Source organism: Paenibacillus sp. J2R1T-4 (genome assembly GCF_059692235.1).
In genome coordinates this window covers 76215-98108 of the sequence record NZ_JCAUBA010000009.1, presented here as the reverse complement: position 1 = coordinate 98108, position 21894 = coordinate 76215, and the positions used below count along the sequence as shown (strand labels likewise).

Sequence of the window (21894 nt, the reverse complement as noted above, 5' to 3'; positions counted from 1 at the left end):
TGCCTGCAAACGGGGAGGGCCTTTGTCCGCTCTCCCCATTTTCTATAGGAGGGAGGGGTACCATGACAGATCCAGTGGCCATCAAAACGGAGCAGGCGATAAAAGCCAGAAACTCGTTCAGCGCAAGGTTTGTAAGAGATTTTTTCACTAATAAATACTTATATGTGATGATGATTCCAGTCCTGATCTATTATTTCATCTTTCACTATGCTCCTATGTACGGGGTCTTGATTGCATTCAAAGAGTATACCCCTATTAAAGGCGTTTCCGGCAGTGAATGGGTCGGACTTGCCAACTTCAAGGATTTCTTCAACTCCTATTATTTTTGGCGAATATTGAAAAACACTCTAATCATAAGCGGTTTATCAATTACCTTTGAGTTTCCGGCACCGATTATATTGGCCTTGCTTATTAATGAAGTCAGAAATCGTTATTTCAAGAGCATCGTGCAATCGATCACTTATATGCCATACTTCATCTCGCTTGTTGTCATATGCGGCATGATCAAGACGTTCACTAATGCAGACGGTCTTCTTAACAGCTTATTTATGTTCTTCGGCTACGACGGACAAACGATGCTGCAACAGCCGGACCTGTTCCGTCCTATCTATGTCATATCCGAAATCTGGCAACGAATCGGCTGGGAGTCGATTATTTATATTGCAGCATTGATGACCATAGATACGGAGCAATACGAGGCTGCACGCATGGATGGAGCTTCTCGTTGGAAGCAGATTTGGTATATCACGCTGCCTGGCATTTTACCGACTATTATGATCATGTTCATCCTGCGAATGGGCAATCTGCTTAATGTCGGATTCGAGAAGATCATTCTTTTGTACAATCCGGCCACGTATGAAACCGCTGATGTCATCTCCTCTTTTGTATATAGGAAAGGGTTGCTGGAGTTTGGCTGGAGCTATAGTACCGCAGTTGGATTGTTTAATTCCATCTTTAACCTGGCCTTGCTGATTACCGCAAACTATATAAGCCGCAAGGTAAACGAGAACAGCTTGTGGTGATGATGAACGGAGGGTGAATCTATGAAAATGCAGGAAACATTCTCAGAAAAAGTATTCGGCTTTGTCGTCCACTTCATTCTGATTGTTCTAATTGTGCTAACCTTGTATCCACTGCTGTACGTGGCATTTGCCTCCTTCAGCGATGCGGGAAGATTGGTCACCCACAATGGCTTCTTATACAAATCGCTTGGATTTGACATTGAAGCTTACAAGAGTGTATTCAAAAACCCTGGTATTCTCCGGGGATATCGCAATACAGCCTTTATCGTAATATTCGGGGTACTGGTCAATCTGATCATGACCGCTCTGGGAGCCTATGTACTCTCTCGTAAAAATGTAATGTGGAACAAGATGTTTATGATTGTCATCGTATTCACGATGTTTTTTAGCGGGGGTTTGATCCCTCTTTACCTGGTCGTTAAGGGTGTAGGCCTGATCGATTCCTTGTGGTCAACGATTATCCCTTTCTCCATTAATACCTTTAACTTAATCATTATGAGAACGGCGTTCCAGGCTGTGCCGGATAGCTTGGAGGAATCGGCCAAGATTGACGGAGCGAATCACTTTATTATTCTGTTCCGCATTATCCTTCCTCTCTCTCTGCCAGTACTAGCCGTTATGACCTTGTACTATGCGGTTGAGAAGTGGAATGGCTGGTTCTACGCCTCAATCTTCCTGAAGGACCATAATTTATTCCCGCTTCAGTTGACTTTGCGGGAGATCCTGATCTCTAATTCCACGGACAGCATGTCCACGGATGCATCTGCAGGGGACCGCTACCAAATCGGCGAGACGATTAAATACGCGACGATTATGGTTGCCACGGTGCCAATCCTGCTGGTCTATCCCTTCGTGCAGCGGTATTTCGTCAAAGGGGTTATGGTCGGGGCTTTGAAGGGTTGACTTGACTTGCGAAGGATAGGGAAGGAAAGGAACAACCTCTGGAGCAGATCACTCCAGAGGTATGTGGCGGTTGAGTTCAGTTGTGACGTGGGAGGGCAGAAAGGTGGGCTACTGCCCTTTCTATGCTTCTTTTCTTATAGGGAGTTAAGTCTTCTGTGCGGTCCACTACTCAGACGCTTGCACCGGACACCGAAACAACGAAAGGCTGTTCGTTATTGCCCTACTAAGACAGCAGCCCCTTATATAGCTGCATATAAGCTTTGGCCGACGCAGACCAACTGAAGTCGGCCTTGCTTATGTTGCGGTGCAGCGCGGACCAATGCTCAGGCTGCCCGTAGAACGAGATCGCCCTGCGAATCGTGAACAGTAAGTCGTGAGCCGAATACGGCGCGAAGCTGAAGCCAAGCCCTTCTCCCGTGAATTCATTATAAGGCGGTACCGTGTCCTTCAAACCGCCTGTCTCTCGGACGATCGGGACAGATCGGTAGCGTAACGCAAGCAGCTGTCCCAGACCGCAGGGCTCGAACCGCGACGGCATCATGAACATGTCACTTCCCGCATAAATACGTCGGGCCAGCCCGTCATCGAAGCCGATTGTCGCTGCCACTTGCTCGGGATAACGGGCTGCATACGAGCGGAATAGGTCTTCATAGTACTTGTCTCCCGTGCCGAGCAGCACAAGCTGCACTCCATCGTGAATGATGTCCTGCAGGACGGCCTCCACAAGGTCGAGTCCCTTCTGAGACACGAATCGGCTAACCATACCAATCAATGGGGTATCCAAGCTTTCCTGCAGCCCCCTATCTCGCTGCAAGGATGTTTTGTTCTGTTTCTTCTTAGTCAATGAGTCCCGATACGGCACCGCAAGGTTGGCATCATTCATCGGATCGAACACTTGGGTATCGATCCCATTCACAATGCCTGTAAGATCGAGCTCACGCATGCGAAGCACACCGTCGAGCTTCTCTCCATATTCCGGCGTACGAATCTCTGCAGCGTATGTCTCACTTACAGTGGTCAGCTTGTCCGCAAACACAAGGCCACCTTTCATACAGCTCGCTCCGCCTAAGAATTCGAGATACTCGGTAGTGAACCACTCATCGCCGAGTCCTAACAGATCCTTCATTAGCTCTCGGGAGAAACAGCCCTGGTATTGCATGTTATGAATCGTGTAGACACTCTTCATGGCCCGCCCCGCATCTCCGCCATAGCCAAGCTTCAACAGCATCGGCACAAGCCCAGTCTGCCAATCATGCGCATGCACGACATCTGGCGTGAACCCATCCTCGATAAGAAGCTTCATGAGCTCAGTGACAGCTCGGCTGAAGAACACGAATCGGTCTGCATCGTCACCGTATCCATAAAGTCCATGTCTCTTGAAGTAAAATTCACTATCTACAAAATAATAGGTGACTCCGTCAACCACCGATCGTTCCAAGCCGGCATATTGATTCCGCCACCCCAGGCGGATAAAGACATGGCCGATATGTACCATTTCATGCTTGTAGACATCCGGAATGCTTCCGTATTTGGGCATAATGACGCGTACATCTGCGCCTTTCTCCAGAAGAGCCTTCGGCAATGCTCCGATAACGTCAGCTAGACCTCCTGTCTTGGCGAGCGGCATCGCTTCCGATGCCGCGAATAACACGTTCATATTGATCCCTGCCCTTTCTTATTTGAAGCTTGTAATCGAATCCTCAGATGATTCGTTTTTTGGCTGCAATGAACGGCGCTGAAGGAGCACCTAACAGCTCGCGGCCGCGGCCGACGATTACATCTTTATCGAGAATGGCATTCTCGAGCGAGACATATTCTCCAATCTCGCAGTTCTGCATTACAATACAATTCTTGATTGAGGCCCCTTTGTGCACCCTCACTCCCCGGAACAAAATGCTGTTCTCGACCGTGCCTTCGACATGACAGCCATTGGCAATCAGAGAATTGCCTACATTTGAAGAACGCAAATATTTGGTCGGAGGTTCGTCTTTGATCTTTGTATAAATAAGACCCGGCGAGAAAAACAAGTCTCGGTACACCTCTGGATTAAGCAAATTCATACTATGCTGGTAATAACTCATAATGGTGTTCACAATTCCTAAGTACCCTTCATATTTGTAGCCGTGAATGCGAAGTCGATCCACATTGCGCATAATGGCGTTGCGTACGAAGTGATCATAACCTTCTGCGAGCGACACTTGAACCAGATCAAGCAGCAAATCCTTGCGTAACACGAATACTTCCATCGATACGTTCGTTGTTGCCAATCGTCCGAGATGGTCCTGCATCGCAATAACTCGACCTTCATCATTCATTTGCAGACGTCGGCAACGGGCACTGGATTGATCAACCGTATCCTTGTATAAAACCGTAACATCGGCTCCGCTCTCCATGTGGGCTTCAAGCACTTTGGTGAAGTCAATATTACAGACCATATGACTGCGCGCAATAATTACATAATCATTCGGACTGCGGTAGAAATAATCCCGATGGCGATTAAAGTGGTACAGGTCTCCTTTGAGCATATCTTGCATCTCGTCAACTGCGGGGGGAAGCATGAACAACCCGCTCCGCTTTCGGTCGAGATCCCACTCTTTACCGGACCCTAGATGATCCATAAGGGATCTGTACTTCGTATGAGCGAACACGGCGACGTTAGAGATACCGGAATTCACCAAGCTTGACAGCATAAAATCGATTAACCGATAACGTCCGCCAAATGGCACAGAGGCTACACAACGGCCATAAGTGAGCTCTTCCATTTCCTCATATTCATTGACAAGATTAATGACGCCCATCGCTCGCTTCATACTTCCGCCCCCCGTTTTCCGCTTACGGTCTCAAAGCTGCCGATCAGAGTAATCTCGTCATCGCCTTCAGAGCCGATGACACTTCCGTCTTCAATTACACAACCTTCGCCGATAATCGCTTTATGGATAATTACACCTCGGCCAATTTTCACATTTGGCATTATAACCGAGTCTTTGATTCGGCTTCCAGCGTCCACATGGACCCCATAGAATAAGACGGAATGGTCGACATCACCAAAAACAACACATCCTTCATTAATAAGCGAGGCTTGCACTTTGGCAGCGGGGCCTATGTAATGCGGAGGCTGATTCGGATTAACCGAGTAAATACGCCAGGAACGATCATTCAGATTGAGTCTGGGCTTGCTCTCGAGCAAATCCATGCTTGCTTCCCACAAACTCTCAACGGTTCCGACATCTTTCCAATATCCTTCAAAAGGATAAGCAAACATTTCCTGACCTGCATTCAGCATAGCGGGAATAAGATCTTTACCGAAATCATTGGTGGAGCCGTGCTTCGCATCGTCTTCGATCAAATACTGCTTCAGAACTGGCCAACTGAACATGTAAACACCCATAGATGCCAGATTGCTCTTCGGCTGCTTCGGTTTCTCCGCGAATTCCGTAATGTGATGATCCGGGCTTGTGCTCATGATACCGAAACGGCTGGCTTCCTCCCATTTCACTTCAATGACTGCAATTGTGGCATCTGCGCCCTTTTGCTTATGGTAGGTGAGCATCTTGTCATAATCCATCTTATAAATGTGATCCCCCGATATAATAAGCACATATTCCGGATCATGCTGTTCGATGAATCCTATGTTTTGATAAATGGCATTAGCGGTACCCTTGTACCAATCTCCGCCGCGCTGTTTGACATAAGGAGGAAGCACCGTTACGCCGCCAGACTTTCGATCAAGATCCCAAGGACTGCCAATTCCAAGATGCGAATGGAGAGCAAGGGGTTGATATTGAGTTAACACACCCACCGTTTCAATTCCGGAGTTCGTGCAATTGCTTAGGGTAAAGTCAATAATTCTATATTTCCCGCCAAAATGAACAGCCGGCTTCGCCAATGTGCGAGTCAGCGCCCCCAGTCTTCTACCTTCTCCCCCAGCCAGTAACATAGCAACACATTCTTTACGCTGCATGAACGCTCCTCCTTCAACATTTGTGAAACAAACGCACTTCACCATAGGCCTAACATGGATACAACCCTGAGTCAATTTGCCGAAAAGATTATGCAACTTAATCCAGGTAGTGCGAATTCAATACTATGCTCGCGTCCGTGCATGTATACTTCTTCCGTCATTATTTTCTTTTCATAATCATAAATTCCGGCACCGCCATATTGTTGTTCATCCGTGCATAACAGCATTCTATATACACCAGACTCAGGCACCCCAATACGATACTTGTCATAGGCGTTCACAGAAAAGTTGCAAATGAATACAAGGGGCTTGGTCAATCCGCGACCATAGCGAACGAACGATGCTACACATTGCTCTGCATTATCCGGATCAATCCACTCAAACCCTTCCTGTTCGAAATCCAGCTCCCATAATGCCGGATGTGAGGTGTACAAATGATTCAATTGTCTCGAGAACCGGTGGAAATTGCGGTGAGAATCATAACGGAGCAACGGCCAATCGAGCTGATCCGCATCCTTCCATTCGGCGAATTGCGCTAGCTCCCCGCCCATGAACAGCAGCTTCTTGCCTGGGTGTCCAATCCAATAGCTGAGAAAGAGCCTCAAATTCGCGAATTTCTGCTCATAAGCACCCGGCATCTTGTCGAGTAACGATAACTTGCCATGAACCACTTCATCATGAGAAAGCGGCAATACGAATCGTTCGCTGTATGCATACATCATGGCGAAATTAAGCAGTGTGTGATGCTGCGGCCGGATCTCCGGTGGATAACTCATGTATCGCAGCATATCGTTCATCCAGCCCATGTTCCATTTGTAGCAGAAGCCTAGTCCGTTCGCATCGGAAGCAGAAGTTACACGCGGATAATTCGAAGAATCCTCGGCCATTACTAGCGCTCCTGGGAAATATTGCTGCACAGTTTCGTTGAGGCGCTTCAGAAACTGTACCGCTTCCGAGTACTCACTGCTCCCAGATTCGTTAAATGTCTGCATAGACTCAGGCTTGTCGAAATTCCGATCCAACATGCTTGCTACAGCATCGACCCGCAATCCATCAATATGAAAAACATCCAACCAGAATAACGCATTGGAGATAAGGAAGCTTTGCACTTCCGTCTTCGAAAAGTCGAATGATAAGGTTCCCCATAATGGTTTCTCAGCCAACCGCGAATCTGCAGGTTCAAATAAAGGCGATCCATCAAACAGCCGGAGACCGTGGTTATCCTTGCAGAAATGGCCTGGCACCCAATCCAGAATAATCCCTATTCCTCGCTCATGCGCACGATTGACCAATTCCATTAGCTCCTCCGGGGAACCGTACCGACTCGTCGCCGCATAATAGCCTGTAGCTTGATAACCCCACGAGGCGTCAAGGGGATGTTCGGATAACGGGAGGAGCTCAATATGGGTGTACCCCATCTCCACCACATAGTTAATTAGATCATGGGCCAGCTCCTGGTACGTATAAAAGTCCTCTTTGCCTTTAATCTTCCAGGAGCCGAGATGCACCTCATAGATTAACATTGGGCCTTCATAGGAGCTTTTCTTTTTCTTCTGAGATTGCCACACTTCATCCTTCCATGTGAACTTATCTAACCTCTTGACAATCGAGGCTGTTCCAGGGCGTCGTTCCGCATGATAGGCAAAAGGGTCAGCCTTCAATAACAATTCATTATGCTGCGTACGAAGCTCATACTTGTAAGCCGTTCCTTCTTCCAGTCCAGGGATGAAGGTCATCCAGACTCCAGTCTGCTCTACCAAGGTCATCGGATGAGACAGCCCATTCCATTCATTGAAGTCTCCAACCACACTTACAGCTGTTGCCCGGGGCGCCCAGACGGCAAATCGGGTCCCTTCAGTTCCATTCCATATCCCTTGGTGCGAGCCAAAGACACGATACGCTTGAAATAGCTGTCCAGTGTTAAACATATATAGATCTTTCGTGTCAATAAAACTCACATTCACAAACATTCCACCCCACTTATTACAATATTGTTCGGGTTTTATTCTATTTTATCATAATTCCGATGAGTAATGTTAGGTAGTATGACATTTACATATATAATATTTTTTCTGAATATTCGCAAAAAATATTGACGAATCCTGTCGCAAGTTCGCATAATAGAGTTCATAGATGCCGATACTATAGTTATAGAATCAGCATACACAATATAAACCTATTTGGTTGAATTGAAACTGGGTTGACTGATTTTGTTTTGACCTATCGTTATTTTTACTATTATGGGGGTTCGTTCATGTTAACAGAAAGCTATCGCGTCTTGGATCGTTTGCGTCTTCCTGGAGATGTATATGTGGCTAGTCCATCGCAGGATTACAGTTTTGTTTGGATTCGGGATTGTATCTACATCACACTGCCCTATCTGAACAAATCGAATGACTTATATGAAAGAACGTATCATCGTCTGTTCGACTTATTCTTAGAATATGAATGGAAAATCGATATATTATGCGAACATAAACCAATATGGGAATGGGAATATATTCATGCCCGCTATACACCCGATCTGCATGAGATCCACACGCAGAACTGGGGCCACGTTCAACATGACATGATCGGTGCCTTCCTATACGGTGTTGGAACTGGCATCAAATTCGGCAAGCCTATGTTCCGCACAGACCGCGACCGTGTCATTCTTCAGAAGCTAGTCCGTTATCTCGATAATGTGCAGTATTGGCGCGATCCCGACAACGGCATGTGGGAGGAGGAGAGGGAAGTCCACGCTTCCTCTGTAGGAGCTTGTGTTGCTGGGCTGAAAGCCGGCGAGAACATCGTCGAAGTACCGGATCGACTCATTAAGCTTGGATTAGACTCAGTGTTCGCTTTGTTCCCACATGAGAGTGCGAGCAAGCCAGTTGACCTCTCCTTGCTAAGCCTAATATACCCATACAGACTGCTTACCGGTCTGCTTGGTGAGATGGTCGTGGGCAACGTGGAGCAGCAGCTTCTTAGAGAACGCGGTGTAATACGTTATGCAGGAGATAGCTATTATAGCACCAAGGAAGCAGAATCAGGCCGCGGTTTGCCGCGTGAAGCCTACTTGGGCACAGAAGCAGAATGGACATTTGGCCTGCCATGGCTAGCCTTGTGCCACTTCGAGTTAGGATTTCCAGAAAAAGCGATGGAATACCTGGCGCGTACCGAAGCCGTAATGCCCGAACCTGGCGTATTGCCTGAACTGTTCTTCAGCGGAACCGGTATACCTAACAAGAACACCCCGCTTGGCTGGAGCTCAGCGATGTATATTCTGGCTAAGGAAGCATTAAGTGTAGGTGTTCCGCGCTAATTTAACGCCAAGGACCGCTAGAGGAGGTAACTCTAGCGGTCCTTGGCGTTAAACAGAGCCGGATTACAATTCGTATTTCACATCGTATACGCTGGCGTCTGTCAAGAAAGAGGTCAGATCACCTGGAGTGAGCAGCACCAGATGATGCAGGGCTCGGGTGCATACTGTGTAGAACAAGCGTCGATCTCGCTCCAACGAGTAGGCTTCCTCACTGGCATCGTATACGACTACCCCGTCAAATTCCAGGCCTTTTGCCAAGTAGGAAGGAATCACCACAACACCGCGCTTGAACGTCTGTGTATATTTAGTAACTAACTCCAAAGACTGTTCCTGCTGCAGTTCCTGCTGAGTGTCCTCTAGAAGCACAGAGGCTCCAACTGACGGTACGGAAGCAGCTTGGGAATATGTTTCTTCTACTCCCCTGTGTTTCTCCATTTTCACCTTCAATTCCATTCCCGGCTCCAGCTCAAGGTCTACCATGTGATATTCCCCATCCTGCAGCCTAGGCTCATCTCGCTTATAAACAGCTGATAAGTCACGGTGAGCTTGCTCTGACTGGTGGGCGGTCTTACAAATTACAGCAATGGATGCCGCTCCCTTCGCTTGCAAATCACGAATGGCTCGAGCTGCGACTTCAGGAAGCTGTCTTCCGGAATCAACACGCACGACAATCGGCTTCTCACCATTTCGACTGAAAGGTTCGATGTCCGTTCTCTTCACAATAGACGTTGATAAGTCTACGATCTCCCTAGTGGACCGGTAGCTCTTGGTTAATTCAAACAGCAATGTCGATTCCGCGGGGAATTGCTCCTGCAGAGTTCGCAAGCTATTCCCGCTAGCAAATGTATGCGCCAATACAGCTTGCTGGAAATCTCCAAGCAATGTCATTCCGCCGCGAGGGTAAATCGAGCGAATCATATGAAGCTGGAACGGAGAATAATCCTGCGCCTCGTCAATCATCACATGCCGCACCGAATGATGCTGTTCTACTCCCACGAACGCTTGGCGCAAATACATAAGCGGTACGGCATCCTCATAGGGCATCACGTCCCTTTGAATTCCTTCCAGCGTCTGCATGCGAATCGACTCTCCACCCTCAAGCTGGCTTATAATATCGTCCCCCATCAACTCGAACCATCGCTGATATAATCCGCGAAAATCAATAAAGGCCAGATCTTCTACCACAGTGCGCATGTCCTTGAAATGCTCGGCAACCTTCTTCTTCGCCATCTCGAGAAGCTCTTCTTCTGCACCTAAGTAATGCGGCTTCTTCAACAAATTCTTATATACGATTCGAATATATTCCTTCCGCTTGACCTTCAGCTCGGCTTCCATCCAAATCTTAATATTCTCCACACGCTTGCGTACCGAGAGCCCGCTGAATTCCTCATACCAAAGCTGATTCAGTCTCTCGACGGACACTACAGTCTGAGAGCGGAAGCCGATCGGTTTGAATATCATTCCTTCGAACTCCAACGATCGGATATATGCCTCCAATAAGCCGACATAATCAAGAGAGGCTTTCCAATGGATCGCCCGGATCCGACTGGCTGTATTCGGATCGTGTTCGTCAGCCGCCAACAAACTCTCCAGCTGGCTGAAAGGATCTTCAATGTTGTAAGCCGCTCCGAGCGATTGCTCGAGCAGCTGCTGGAACGTCATCTGACGCAAGCGGTCTTCACCAAGCTCTGGAAGTACGTTCGATACATAATCACCGAACAATCCGTTTGGTGACAATAGCAATATATCATTGGCCTGCCAGGTATCGCGGTGCCGATAAAGCATATAGGCTGCACGCTGCATGGCTGCTGAGGTTTTCCCGCTCCCTGCTGAACCTTGCACTATAACAGTCCGATAGCGAGTTTCGCGTATGATCCGGTTCTGTTCCCGTTGAATGGTTGTTACAATACTTTTCATTTTGTCATCGGCATTCTGACCGAGCAACAATTGCAGCAAGCTGTCGGCAATATGGAGCCCTGTGTCGAACATATGCTGCAACTGTCCGAAGCGTATTAAGTACTGCCGCTTGAGCTCAATCGTCCCGCTTATATTCCCTGTCGGTGTTTCGTAGCTAGCTGCGCCCAACTGATAATCATAGAACATAGAAGCTATAGGAGCCCGCCAATCATGAATCAACACATGTTCTTGCAACTCATCCAGGACGGTGGCTTTTCCAATGTAGATGGGTTCAGGCTGGTTTGCACCGCTTTCTTGGAAATCTATTCTCCCGAAGTAGGGGGCATCTAACAGCAAAAGCAGCTTGCGTCTGGAAGCGAATGCATGGGAATACACTAATTCCTGACGATCCAGCTCCCTTCTATGATGGCGGAAGTCCATCGCTGACTCCTCCAGGTCGAGAGGGTCAAATGTTAATTCACCGAAATGTTTCCTAGATTCAACGATATCCTTCTTACGTTCTGCCAACACATTCTCCCAATGCTCGAGCTCCTTTCGAATCAAGCTTAGCGTTTGGTCTAACCGTCCCGCTTCTTGCTTCCAATCGATCGGTTCCATCGTGAAAACCCTCCCTAGTACATTTCCTTCAAGGCGCTATTGCTAAGCAGTTGACACCCGCTGATATTTGAGGTATAATTAGAATTAGGTAGAAACTATCCATACCCCATTATCTACGGGTGCAACATTTCAATTGTAGCACACCTCTTTTTTATTGGCAATTATGAATACTCTCAATCATAAAGGACCGTTTCGGATCACTCCGAACGGTCCTTCTATATGTGTGTATTTTGCGAAACGCCAACTTATCTCGATCCGTCTCCGCCTGTGGCTGTTATTCTCTCAATCAACTTATGTGTGGGCATAACCTGGTCTGCTCGAATCGTACAAATCTCCGGCTTATCCAGTGATTCCAGGAAATGCTCTACTGCACCTGCGAAGCCGCGTCTAACACCAATCGACTCCCAGCTGCCGAATCTCCTCGTAACCTCACCACTATCCCGATCACGCCATACCGCTGATTCCAGATTCGTTACTTCAACCGATCTGCCTCCGCCGTGCAGCTCCATCTTCTCAAGATCTGCTCCCGCTCTTCTGCTCATGCTGAATAGGGAAGTTGCTTGGCCATATCCGACACTTCCTGTAACATGCAGCAGCCGCCCCTCCGCATCACGTTCCTGCAAGCAAGACAGCAGTTCCTGCTCTCCCGCGCCTAGCCAAAGCAACAGATCCACAATATGGATCAGATCATCATACATCGTCTCTCGGGCAGTCAGCTTCTGTTGCCTAGTCCGGTGCTTCTGAGCGATCGCCAGATCGATGCCTCCGACCTCCTCAAGCCAAGCTTTCGCCTCTGCATACATAGGAGCAAATCTGCGATTGAATCCGACAGCTAACAGCACATTTCGCCTTGCCGCCGTCTCCGACATGCGCTGGCATCCCTCAATGTTGTACGAGAGCGGTTTGTCCACATAGACTGGAATACCCTTATCGATACAAGCCGTCACGATCTCCTCATGTGTCTCGGTTGGCGTGTGCACGAATACCGCATCCAGCTCATGATCTAGCAATCTCGATAAATTCGTATATCTGGCTGACAGTCGATACTGCTCGCCAATGCGATTCACCGTTTCAGAACGGCGGCTCATAATCCCTTCAATTTGCACATCGGGATGAGACAGAAGCACAGGCAAATACGCTTTGACAGCAATATCACCAAGCCCAACAATTCCGATCTTCTTCTTACTATCCGTTCCGAAGCCCATCGTTATGCACACTCCTGCCGCTATTTTAACGTACGCTCTTTAAGTGCCGCTCTTCCCAATCCTACTGCAATCAAGAGTAATGCAATACCTACCGAGACGGATACTCCGTACATTTGCACCCACCCAGCCGAACCTGATAATTGCTTATAGATTAGACCGCCAATTACGGGACCGATAAAGCCCATTAGACCCGTGATGCCGAAAAATACTGCAACAAACATCGGACGTTCACTTTTGGGAGTATCACTGATCACGAAGTTGAACGTAAGCTGATTGAATCCTCCCACCCCGAATCCAAGCGCAATATGCAGCACGAATAACAAAGGAATAACGGGTAAAAAGGCAGTCAGCCCCCACAGCAAGCTCGATAAGGCAATAATAGGTAAAGTCCAGAACAGCAAGGTGCGAGTAGAATATTGCATGTTCAGCGTGCCCCACATGTAGTAACTGAGCATCATGGCTACATTTTGGGTCATTGCTATTATTGATATCCAGGAATAGCTTATTTTCATCAAATCTAGCATAACATAATTGTAGAACGGGATAGAAAGCCCTTGAATGAGCAGCCATAATGCAATAAATAACGTAGCGATCAGAAAAGGCTTGTTAAGAAAGGGTTGAACAACCATCTTGCTCCTATTCAGTTCTTGCGAAGGAACAAAGGGCATATTCGGATAGCGTGTAAAAGCAATTACATTCAACACTGCACAAACCGCACAAATCACATATAAAATATGAAAACCAGTCGGCTCCGGGGTTCGATCCAATATTTGTCCGCAAATTACAAGCACGACACAACCGAAGGCCCATATCACGGAATTCCGAAATCCCAAATATCGTCCACGAACTTTAGGAGGTATCATATCTGCGAGAAGCGAGGTGAAGAACACACTCCCCAATGCATTACCTGTAAAAGCAATCATCGTAACGACAATATAAACGGCTACCCACCACTCTGGCGGGAATATAAATGGGATTATCCCGGTCAGGGTCCAGATCACCCGGTGAAGACCGGCAAATAACATCAGCCCTAGCTTGCGATTCTGGAATCTCTGAATAAGGAAAGCCCCAATAATTTGTAACACATTTGCTAGATTCGGAATAGCTAGTACAATCCCAATCTGAGTGGAGCTAGCCCCCAAATACAGCAAATAGCCCGTGAGGAAAGGTCCTCCTAACAGCAGAACAATGACAATGGCCGGAAACCCTTCCATAGTTGCAGCACGTAAGCCTCGCCGATAGGAGGAGTTCTTGGGTTGTCTGACACGCGCAAACACTTGAAACATGAAAATTCTCCTCTACCAAAAGGCGTATGACATATTTCTACATCTTCAAACCAGATCAACAGTGTGATATGATAGGTAATAGCGTATTTATTACAGGAGGCACAGGATAAATGAAAGCCAACAGAACGTTACTCATTTTAAGTTTAATCCTCTTTGCTATTATGTTCGGTGCTAGTGTATGGCAGGAATCACCCATACTGCTTTATATAGCAAGCGCGATCCCGATCTTCATCGTCCCCTTCTTACCAGACATCCCTACCAGTCAGAAGCTTCGTACAGGTAAACAATCTGTAGAGATTATCAAGCGGTCCGATGCATCAGGTGAAGAAGCCGAGTGGTTAGTCGTCTCCTTCCAACCGGGAACGATCCAATGGAATCGCAAATGGTTAGTCATTCCGACTGAAGGTGTAAGTGTTGGAAGCCTGAACCATACCGATGATTATACAGCATCGCTCACGGTATTAAAATATGATTTAAAAGCCAAAAAAAACCGTAACGGTACGATATCGATCAACTTGCCTAATTTGATTCAACGTATGTCCAGCTTAAACTTTACAGTAGAAGAAGCGAATCGTCTGATGATCCGCATGGAGGATCTGGAGACCGTTGTTGCCTTGCCGGTCCCTGTGACATCTGTTCCGACACGCAGTGTAGAAATTCAAGCTTGAATTATATATACCCCATAACGAAACGACTGCAACCCTATGACAAGGATGCAGTCGTTTTTGCATAATATCCATTCTTGCTGTCTATTGATAGAGTGCCGCCGCTTCTTGTATTACTCTTTGCATGGGCAAATGATAAGGGCACTGTTGTTGGCATAAGGGCTTTTCCTTACAGGGTTCGTAGTCGGCACAGGACATAATATTGTCTTTATGCTTATCAAAAAATCCGTTGCCTTTAGGCAGAAGCCCAAAGGTCTCTCTTACTCTGCTGGATATCATTACGTCTGGTATAGGGATATTAATAGGGCAAGAGCAATAATTACATCGTCTGCAGTTATGGGTCCCTAATTGAACGGCTAATTGCTCTAACTCATCATGCTCCGCCTCTTGAACCTCTGCTTCCATTGCAGCAATATTTTGCTTCACTTCCTCCACACTTACCATACCCGAAATGATCACATGCACATCTTTACTATAGGGATAACGGATAGCCTTATCAACAGGTTGAATGAACCCTCCGGACAAAGGCTTCATGGCCACTCTGCCCATATTAAGCTCGACCATCTTCGGGATTAAGTCCCGATTAGCGAACGGCTGTGCGAGATTCAAATGGAACAAGACTTGATCAAACTGTCCGGATGCGATCCATTTGGTTAACAATTCAGGACGATGTCCGCTGATCCCAATATGCCTTACCTTTCCGGCTTGCTGCGCTTCCAATGCGGCAAGATAAGCTCCATCCGGCTCCATGGCCTGCTTGAACTCTTTTACGTAGTTGACATAATGAATTTGCAGCAGATCGACATGATCTGTCTTCATCCGTTGCAAGCTGCGATCGATCTCCTCTTTGGCCGATGCATAGTCACGTTTGCCCGTCTTAGTAGCGAGAAAGTATTCGTCTCGGCGATGGGAGATGGTCTCTCCGATGATCTCCTCGCTATTGCGGTAAGCAGCTGCCGTGTCTATATAATTAATTCCTTGATCCAGTGCATAATTCAACGCTTCTCGAGCTTGTTCTAAAGGTACGCCAGGCAAATTCATTGCCCCAAATCCCAGTGAAGATACTCGGTAGCCGATCTTGCCAAATTCCCTATACCGCATGTCTCTTCACCTCACACATATTGTCTAACACGAAGGAAGCGTGATGAAGAACGTCGTACCGCTCCCTACAACACTGTCGACTGCAATCAATCCGCCATGGTTCTTTATTATCCTATAACAGACCGGCAAGCCAAGTCCAGTGCCCTCTTCCTTGGTTGTGAAGAACGGATCGAACAATCGAGCTAGTGTGTTAGCGTCCATTCCTGTCCCGTTATCCTGAATTGAAATCCTGATCTTATCTCCATACTGATCTGCCGAAATACGGATTCGCCCTTTACGTTTAGGCTCACGTTCTACTGCGTCTAATGAATTTTTCACTAAATTGAGCAAGGCTTGCTTCATTTGCTTCACATCGATGCATACAGTAAGTGCAGGCTCTACGGGCATAAGCTCAATATCACAGCCCCTAAGAAGCGCTTCACTTTCAAACAACAAACTAAGCTCTTTTAACAGAGAGCTTACATGAACCTCCTGCTTGTCCGGGACAGAAGGCTTCGAGGAGTTAAGAAATTCATAAATAATCTCATTCGCACGGTCAATTTCATCCATTATGATCTTAGCATATTCGTCTTTGCCGAGGGACTTCAGATGGGGACGAAGCAATTGAATAAACCCGCGGATCGAAGTGAGAGGGTTACGCACCTCATGTGCTATAGAAGCAGCTATCTTGCCTAGTAACGCCAATTTGTCATTCTGATACGCAGTCTGCTCAATACGTTTGAAATCGGTTATGTCCTTCACACTGATCAGGATATCCCCGTCCATATCTTCACCGTAAGTAGTCGTAATGAGATAATGCCGTCCCGTATCGTCAATCACCTCTTGATATCTTAATCGGTACACATACATTTCCTGATAACATTTGTAGATCAACTTACGAAAAGATCTCGATAAGGTTCGATGTCCCATCAGACTTCGAAGGTTGCAGCCTAAAAGGGACTTTCGTGACACACTTAGAAATTTGGCCATCTGTACATTGACGAAAGATACGAACCCCTCGCAGTCAAACATAATAATTCCGCAATCCAGCTGCTGTAATACATCTTCGTATTTATTTGAGGTTTGATAATTAGAGTTATGTAACTCAGCTTGCACATACTGTAACTTGCCACTCACCATCAGGTCAATTAAGAACCCCATTGAGTTCTTGTAAACTCTCAGCGCCTCTTCCGGATCTAATCCAGCGACAAGCATATTAACGCTCCGCTCGTGAAGCATTACGATTTCCTCAGGCGCAGCATCATGAAGAACCGATTGTAGCAGAGTAGCAGGGTGAAGAGAACCGTAGCTGCCCGTTTGGACATATTGCTTCAAAGCCCGAACATACTCTTTCATCTTATCGGACATTCCCCTCACCCTCTCTATTCAATTTATCAACAGTATCATAGTCGGTACGATTGATTCCGTCAATCGCGAATAACCATGAACTTTGTCGAAAACAATAAAGCCCTCCCTCTAAGGAGGAAAGGCTTATTTATTAGACCAACTTGCCTAGTTCTACCGTTCTAGTAAGATCGGGACTATTGCAATATAAAATAAAAAGTAGGGTTAATCTCTGCGATTATCGTCTTCTTGACGCTTTCTAGATTCGTCATTCTCTTGACTTCTGCGATCATCGCCCTGGTTCCTGTTGCGATCTTCTTCTTGGCGCTTCCGTTCTTCTTCTTTCTTTTTTTGCTCAGTGGCAAGCTTTTTCTTTTCTTCCTCTGCTTCTGTCTTTCTAAGCTCTTCTTTCTTCCGCTCTTCTTCTTCTTTTTTCTTTAGCTCCGCATTTCGTTTGTTTTCCTCATCCTTCTTTCTGAGCTCTTCCTTCTTTTTTTCTTCTTCCTCTTTCTTCTTCTGCTCCGCTTTTCGCCTGTCTTCTGATTCCTTCTTGGCTTGTTCGGCTTTTTTCTTCTCTGCTTCTTCTCTCGCCTTCTTGTCCCGATCCGATTCATACTTCGCCGGTGTAAAGGTAGGCTTGCTTATGGTGTCACCGTAATCCGGCTTCTTGTTTGTAGCAGAGCTTGTTTTGTTATCATTCTTCGTATCATTCTTGCCGTTATCATTCTTCTTATCATCGTTCTTCTTATCATCATTCTTGTTGCTTGTGTTCTTGTTGTCTGATTTGCCATCCTTGGAGTTAGACTCCTTAAGCTTGGCATCCAACTCGCCCTTTTTCTCTTCTTGAAGTAGTCTATAGAACGTTTCTTTGGCCACCACTTTGTTCGTATCAATTAATTTATCGAGACCGCCCCGATCTTCTGCAATCTTATGAATGGATTGAGTCTTCATTTCCTCGATCGTGACTGAAGTGCCTAAGCTTTTGGCATTCAAGTAAAGTGCATATTTACCAGCGGAGACCCCTTCGGATTTGGCCGCTTCACGAATTTCTACTGGAGTGACGAGTGAGGCTACATGAATTGCCGCTTGATTCTGTGGATGATTAGTCTGAATATGCTTATCTACCGATTCTTTTATCACTTGGCCAATCGCAACCTCATCGATCGCAGCTTTTTCGTAAGCTTTGGAGCTCGATATGATGATATCCCCTTCACCACTGTTCCATATACCCTTGATCTCCACTCTGGCGAGCAGCTCAACAGTAACCTCGTCCAAGCTCTTCCCTTTATATTTGAGTTGCTCAATTAGGAGGACACCATCCTCATTGAGCCCTCTTACATCCAACACTTGCTGTTTGGCGTCAATCCCAAGTTCCACACTTGGATTAATATCCAATGTGACATAAGCAACGATAGGTTGATTGCCGCCCAAGTGAGGAGTAATCCCCGTGAACGCTACAATACAGATGATAATCGCAGCTGAAATGGTGGAGATAAAGGTAAGCATAGGGCGTCTAAAACGATTCCGAACAGACGAGAATAAGATCTCATCACCCAGTTCGCAAACACGGTTACCACGAGGAACCCGCAGAAACTGACCGACCGGAGTTAATACTACAAGGTGCGCTTCTGTCATTTCCATAACAATTCCTTTATTCAACTCGTTCACTCCTTTCCGGAATCAGAATTAGGTATGCGCAAATAATCTTTTAGATAAGGATAAGGACCGCTATAGATTAGCGCCACCGCAATAAGAAACTTGCGGTTACGTTCCAAAGTCTTGCGGGATACTTGTACTTGCTCTAACAGTTCTTTAATGGGCAGTACCCTCTTACTGAGTATGACGGACATTAATTTATTATCTGCAGCTAGCAGTGCTGCAATCGTGAATAATACTTCACGAGAATCACTGTGTTTTGGAGACACATCCACAAGCTCTGAGAACGAAATACCGAATTCCTGTAAACAACGGCTGAAATCTACAATCTCGCTGCGCCGCTCCTCTGTTGTTTTGTCCTTCTCATATTGCTCGATTGCTTGGTGGATTTCTATCGGATTAACCGCGCTCTCTTCCTCATCCTCCACTTCAAAAGAACTGTAGGGAATTTGCTGTGAGAAACGCTGTTCTTTCCGTACATAGTCGATCAACCGTCTACGCATCACTGTCTCGGAAAAGCTCAAGAAGGATCGTCCAGATTCAGGAGAGAATTGATTGATCGCTTCATTGAAGGCCCCCAAGGCAATACTAAACTCATCGTCACGGGAAGGATCTATGTATCTTTTGCAAAAACGGCTTGTAACTTTAGCAACATACGGCTGATAATCAGTAATGAATTGATTTCGTAGCCGTAACTCACCCTCCTGAATGCGCATTACTTTATACTCCGGAGTATCTTTCGCTTCAGAGGGATGGTGAGACTGGCGCTTGCCTAAGAATCTTTTGAATAGTACCAGTAACAACCGTTCCACCTCACACTAGATGTTTCGATTGGGCTGCTTAAGATATGGGGGTAGCCCAAACCCGATCCTTGTATTATAGCATAATAATACTCAGCACAGTGCTAGCCTTGCCTTCAAAGCCACCCTATGCTGTGCCTCATACTGAATTTGACGCCAGAATGTAACGTTTTGTTACGGAGCCGTTGGAAACAATTACTAATCTCGAATAAGCTTCCAAAACAAAAACACCTTCCAAAATGGAAGGCGTAATAACATACTTGAGATATTATCCGGTGGCCGACTGAGACGTCCTGTTCCTCAGCTTGTTACGACGCTGGCTGAGAACGGATAGCCGCTCTTTCAGCTGCGCTTCCCACTCCTCATCTTTCAACGCTTTGGCGGCCATCAGAAGATCAAGTGAACTATCAATCTGATTGCGAACCAGCTCAAGCGGATCCTCTGATTCACTGCTTACACAATTCTCGAATAGAGCGTCACCGTGCCGGTCCTCGACATACTCCTCGAAATCAATTTCTGCAGCACCATCACCATGGGCATATTCAGCCAGTATTTCGTACTCCATTTCTACTAGATAATGGACATCGACCTGATGGCATACCGGACAAAATAACAATGGCACGTTGTGTATGCGCGCAGACAAATGTTTCAAAGTACCCTTCGTTCCAATCATGCTCGCTCCGCAGCAAAAACTCATTGCCATACGCCTCCTTCGCCTGGGTAAAGCTCAAAAGATTGTGGTTTCATATCCCTATTCGCTAAAAGACACGAAAATTCCTGTCTTGGGTAAGTACCTTTTTGGATTTTTACCCTTTTCTTTATATAATAAATCATACCATAACTTTTGCAAGGAAAGGATTGAACTTCTATGATAATCAAAATTCCAAGAGAACAAAAGCTGCAAATGTTGGCAACCGTACAAAGTGCTTTTGAAGCACAATTCGAACAACCCATTGGTCAATTAGCTGCAGAGGAATGGCTGGATGTGATGCTGCGCGAGCTATATCCTTTCATATATAACCAAGCCATTATGGATGCGAAGACTGTTCTGCTCGACCGCATGAGCAGCTTGGAAGATGAGCTGTATGCCTTGCAGAAACCTATTCGGAGCATCCAAAAGTAACTTCACAGGGAAGCTGTGTCTTGAAAATAGTATACAAAAGAGAGACCAGGATTATTGCCCCGGCCTCTCTGCATATTTGCTGCTATACTAGCAGCACCTTACCTTACTCTTGCCCGAAAGTCTCAATGTATTTCTCCGCACTCCACAGCTTATCCAACTCGGAAGCATCGGACAGTTCAACTATGACCATCCAGCCGTCTCCGTATGGGGCTTGGTTGACTTTCTCAGGAGCATCTTCCAATGTGTTGTTCACTTCCACTACCTTACCGCTGACCGGTGCATATAGCTCCGATACGGTTTTGACAGATTCAACGCTGCCGAATGGCTCTCCGAATGACAAGGAGTCTCCAACCTGCGGAAGCTCAACGAATACGATATCGCCAAGCTCATGCTGAGCGAAATCCGTAATCCCGATGACGACTCGATTTCCTTCCGCTCGCGTCCATTCATGCTCTTCACTGTACTTTAACTCTGCTGGCACAATCACTCTACAATTCCTCCTTAATACTTGTGTTTGGAAAAGTTACAACGTTAGGCTTCTTCTTTCGGACCTAAAATTTTGTGGATACGCTGTTCTACCATGCCAAGCGCTCTTTCGCCTGCGCCATAGAACCGCATTTGTCCATTCCCGTCGAACAAATAATAACCAGGCACATATTCGTTCTGGAACGAGTCCGTCACCTTATGGTCATTATCAATCGCGATCGGATGTTTCATCTCATACTGCTCAATGGTCTTCTTCACTTCATCAATGTCTGTATCTTTCTCGGAGCGGGGCATATGTATACCGATGATGCTCATTCCATACTGTTCTCCGAACTTGTCCCGCCATTCGTTAAGAGTGGGTAGGCCGTCCTTGCACATATAACAGCTCACCGCCCAGAAGTGAATCAGAACAGGCTTCCCTTGCAATTGCGCAGGGTCTGCTGCTCCATTCACCCACTCGGTTACTCCTTCAAACGGAGGCAGTTCTGCACGAAGTTTCAATGGCATAATAATTTGCTCCTTTCCTTATTAAACGCGAAAACCCT

19 protein-coding genes are annotated in these 21894 nt (G+C 46.5%); 5 read left to right on the top strand and 14 right to left on the bottom strand.

Features of this window, described 5'->3' with window-relative positions; all coding sequences use genetic code 11:
- Nucleotides 1–62: 62 nt before the first annotated feature.
- A complete protein-coding gene (locus tag AC58QD_RS16625; protein ID WP_497335181.1) occupies nucleotides 63–1022 on the top strand; it encodes an ABC transporter permease in 960 nt (319 codons plus the stop codon).
- Nucleotides 1023–1043: 21 nt separating this feature from the next.
- Nucleotides 1044–1925 carry a carbohydrate ABC transporter permease gene (locus AC58QD_RS16620; protein WP_497335179.1) on the top strand — a complete coding sequence of 294 codons (882 nt, stop codon included), beginning with the start codon at nucleotides 1044–1046 and terminating at the stop codon, nucleotides 1923–1925.
- A gap of 223 nt (nucleotides 1926–2148) precedes the next feature.
- Here the strand turns inward: AC58QD_RS16620 and glgA are convergent, their stop codons facing one another.
- The 4 genes from glgA to glgB all read right to left on the bottom strand — a co-directional run bounded on the left by glgA (nucleotide 2149) and on the right by glgB (nucleotide 7850).
- Nucleotides 2149–3582, bottom strand: coding sequence for a glycogen synthase GlgA (gene glgA, locus AC58QD_RS16615; protein WP_497335177.1), 1434 nt, complete (start codon nucleotides 3580–3582; stop codon nucleotides 2149–2151).
- A 43-nt stretch (nucleotides 3583–3625) separates the two neighbouring features.
- Complete coding sequence (glgD, locus tag AC58QD_RS16610) at nucleotides 3626–4735, bottom strand: glucose-1-phosphate adenylyltransferase subunit GlgD (protein WP_497335175.1); 1110 nt, start codon at nucleotides 4733–4735, stop codon at nucleotides 3626–3628.
- The gene (locus AC58QD_RS16605) at nucleotides 4732–5886 is read right to left on the bottom strand and encodes a glucose-1-phosphate adenylyltransferase (protein WP_497335173.1); all 1155 of its coding nucleotides are present in this window, start codon (nucleotides 5884–5886) and stop codon (nucleotides 4732–4734) included. The genes glgD and AC58QD_RS16605 overlap by 4 nt, the downstream gene beginning before the upstream one ends.
- A gap of 71 nt (nucleotides 5887–5957) precedes the next feature.
- On the bottom strand, nucleotides 5958–7850 hold the full coding sequence (gene glgB / locus AC58QD_RS16600; RefSeq protein WP_497335171.1) for a 1,4-alpha-glucan branching protein GlgB: 1893 nt from the start codon (nucleotides 7848–7850) through the stop codon (nucleotides 5958–5960).
- Nucleotides 7851–8140: 290 nt separating this feature from the next.
- Here glgB and AC58QD_RS16595 point away from each other — a divergent pair, with 290 nt between their 5' ends.
- Entirely contained in the window at nucleotides 8141–9190 is a 1050-nt protein-coding gene (locus AC58QD_RS16595; protein ID WP_497335169.1) for a glycoside hydrolase family 15 protein, read from the top strand.
- 63 nt (nucleotides 9191–9253) lie between these two features.
- Here AC58QD_RS16595 and helD read toward each other — a convergent pair whose 3' ends face one another.
- The 3 genes from helD to AC58QD_RS16580 all read right to left on the bottom strand — a co-directional run bounded on the left by helD (nucleotide 9254) and on the right by AC58QD_RS16580 (nucleotide 14195).
- The gene (gene helD / locus AC58QD_RS16590; RefSeq protein WP_497335167.1) at nucleotides 9254–11704 is read right to left on the bottom strand and encodes an RNA polymerase recycling motor HelD; all 2451 of its coding nucleotides are present in this window, start codon (nucleotides 11702–11704) and stop codon (nucleotides 9254–9256) included.
- Between the two features lie 245 nt (nucleotides 11705–11949).
- Nucleotides 11950–12909 (bottom strand): Gfo/Idh/MocA family protein, encoded by a 960-nt coding sequence (locus AC58QD_RS16585; RefSeq protein ID WP_497335165.1) that lies wholly within the window; start codon nucleotides 12907–12909, stop codon nucleotides 11950–11952.
- Nucleotides 12910–12929: 20 nt separating this feature from the next.
- Nucleotides 12930–14195: an MFS transporter gene (locus AC58QD_RS16580; protein WP_497335163.1), complete on the bottom strand. Its 1266-nt coding sequence runs from the start codon at nucleotides 14193–14195 to the stop codon at nucleotides 12930–12932.
- Between the two features lie 110 nt (nucleotides 14196–14305).
- On the opposite strand from AC58QD_RS16580, the gene AC58QD_RS16575 reads away from it, so the two are divergent.
- The gene (locus AC58QD_RS16575) at nucleotides 14306–14863 is read left to right on the top strand and encodes a hypothetical protein (protein WP_497335161.1); all 558 of its coding nucleotides are present in this window, start codon (nucleotides 14306–14308) and stop codon (nucleotides 14861–14863) included.
- A gap of 81 nt (nucleotides 14864–14944) precedes the next feature.
- Here the strand turns inward: AC58QD_RS16575 and AC58QD_RS16570 are convergent, their stop codons facing one another.
- The 5 genes from AC58QD_RS16570 to AC58QD_RS16550 form a co-directional block, all read right to left on the bottom strand.
- On the bottom strand, nucleotides 14945–15961 hold the full coding sequence (locus AC58QD_RS16570) for an aldo/keto reductase (protein ID WP_497335159.1): 1017 nt from the start codon (nucleotides 15959–15961) through the stop codon (nucleotides 14945–14947).
- Between the two features lie 24 nt (nucleotides 15962–15985).
- Nucleotides 15986–17308 (bottom strand): ATP-binding protein, encoded by a 1323-nt coding sequence (locus tag AC58QD_RS16565; protein ID WP_497335157.1) that lies wholly within the window; start codon nucleotides 17306–17308, stop codon nucleotides 15986–15988.
- Nucleotides 17309–17509: 201 nt separating this feature from the next.
- A complete protein-coding gene (locus tag AC58QD_RS16560) occupies nucleotides 17510–18943 on the bottom strand; it encodes an anti-sigma factor domain-containing protein (protein ID WP_497335155.1) in 1434 nt (477 codons plus the stop codon).
- A 5-nt stretch (nucleotides 18944–18948) separates the two neighbouring features.
- On the bottom strand, nucleotides 18949–19743 hold the full coding sequence (sigI, locus tag AC58QD_RS16555) for an RNA polymerase sigma factor SigI (protein ID WP_497335153.1): 795 nt from the start codon (nucleotides 19741–19743) through the stop codon (nucleotides 18949–18951).
- Nucleotides 19744–20008: 265 nt separating this feature from the next.
- Nucleotides 20009–20437, bottom strand: a complete 429-nt coding sequence (locus AC58QD_RS16550; RefSeq protein WP_497335151.1) for a hypothetical protein — start codon at nucleotides 20435–20437, stop codon at nucleotides 20009–20011.
- 171 nt (nucleotides 20438–20608) lie between these two features.
- On the opposite strand from AC58QD_RS16550, the gene AC58QD_RS16545 reads away from it, so the two are divergent.
- Complete coding sequence (locus AC58QD_RS16545; RefSeq protein ID WP_497335149.1) at nucleotides 20609–20863, top strand: DUF2164 domain-containing protein; 255 nt, start codon at nucleotides 20609–20611, stop codon at nucleotides 20861–20863.
- 103 nt (nucleotides 20864–20966) lie between these two features.
- On the opposite strand, the gene gcvH is transcribed toward AC58QD_RS16545, so the two are convergent.
- The gene (gcvH, locus tag AC58QD_RS16540) at nucleotides 20967–21350 is read right to left on the bottom strand and encodes a glycine cleavage system protein GcvH (RefSeq protein WP_497335147.1); all 384 of its coding nucleotides are present in this window, start codon (nucleotides 21348–21350) and stop codon (nucleotides 20967–20969) included.
- 44 nt (nucleotides 21351–21394) lie between these two features.
- Entirely contained in the window at nucleotides 21395–21856 is a 462-nt protein-coding gene (locus tag AC58QD_RS16535; protein ID WP_497335145.1) for a redoxin domain-containing protein, read from the bottom strand.
- Between the last annotated feature and the right edge of the window lie 38 nt (nucleotides 21857–21894).

What these genes read in the sequence shown, in the direction of transcription:
- AC58QD_RS16625 (WP_497335181.1), top strand. Translation starts at nt 63, where the DNA reads ATGACAGATCCAGTGGCCATCAAAACGGAGCAGGCGATAAAAGCCAGA.
- AC58QD_RS16620 (WP_497335179.1), top strand. Translation starts at nt 1,044, where the DNA reads ATGAAAATGCAGGAAACATTCTCAGAAAAAGTATTCGGCTTTGTCGTC.
- glgA (WP_497335177.1), bottom strand. Translation starts at nt 3,582, where the DNA reads ATGAACGTGTTATTCGCGGCATCGGAAGCGATGCCGCTCGCCAAGACA.
- glgD (WP_497335175.1), bottom strand. Translation starts at nt 4,735, where the DNA reads ATGAAGCGAGCGATGGGCGTCATTAATCTTGTCAATGAATATGAGGAA.
- AC58QD_RS16605 (WP_497335173.1), bottom strand. Translation starts at nt 5,886, where the DNA reads ATGCAGCGTAAAGAATGTGTTGCTATGTTACTGGCTGGGGGAGAAGGT.
- AC58QD_RS16595 (WP_497335169.1), top strand. Translation starts at nt 8,141, where the DNA reads ATGTTAACAGAAAGCTATCGCGTCTTGGATCGTTTGCGTCTTCCTGGA.
- helD (WP_497335167.1), bottom strand. Translation starts at nt 11,704, where the DNA reads ATGGAACCGATCGATTGGAAGCAAGAAGCGGGACGGTTAGACCAAACG.
- AC58QD_RS16585 (WP_497335165.1), bottom strand. Translation starts at nt 12,909, where the DNA reads ATGGGCTTCGGAACGGATAGTAAGAAGAAGATCGGAATTGTTGGGCTT.
- AC58QD_RS16580 (WP_497335163.1), bottom strand. Translation starts at nt 14,195, where the DNA reads ATGTTTCAAGTGTTTGCGCGTGTCAGACAACCCAAGAACTCCTCCTAT.
- AC58QD_RS16575 (WP_497335161.1), top strand. Translation starts at nt 14,306, where the DNA reads ATGAAAGCCAACAGAACGTTACTCATTTTAAGTTTAATCCTCTTTGCT.
- AC58QD_RS16570 (WP_497335159.1), bottom strand. Translation starts at nt 15,961, where the DNA reads ATGCGGTATAGGGAATTTGGCAAGATCGGCTACCGAGTATCTTCACTG.
- AC58QD_RS16565 (WP_497335157.1), bottom strand. Translation starts at nt 17,308, where the DNA reads ATGTCCGATAAGATGAAAGAGTATGTTCGGGCTTTGAAGCAATATGTC.
- AC58QD_RS16550 (WP_497335151.1), bottom strand. Translation starts at nt 20,437, where the DNA reads ATGAGTTTTTGCTGCGGAGCGAGCATGATTGGAACGAAGGGTACTTTG.
- AC58QD_RS16545 (WP_497335149.1), top strand. Translation starts at nt 20,609, where the DNA reads ATGATAATCAAAATTCCAAGAGAACAAAAGCTGCAAATGTTGGCAACC.
- AC58QD_RS16535 (WP_497335145.1), bottom strand. Translation starts at nt 21,856, where the DNA reads ATGCCATTGAAACTTCGTGCAGAACTGCCTCCGTTTGAAGGAGTAACC.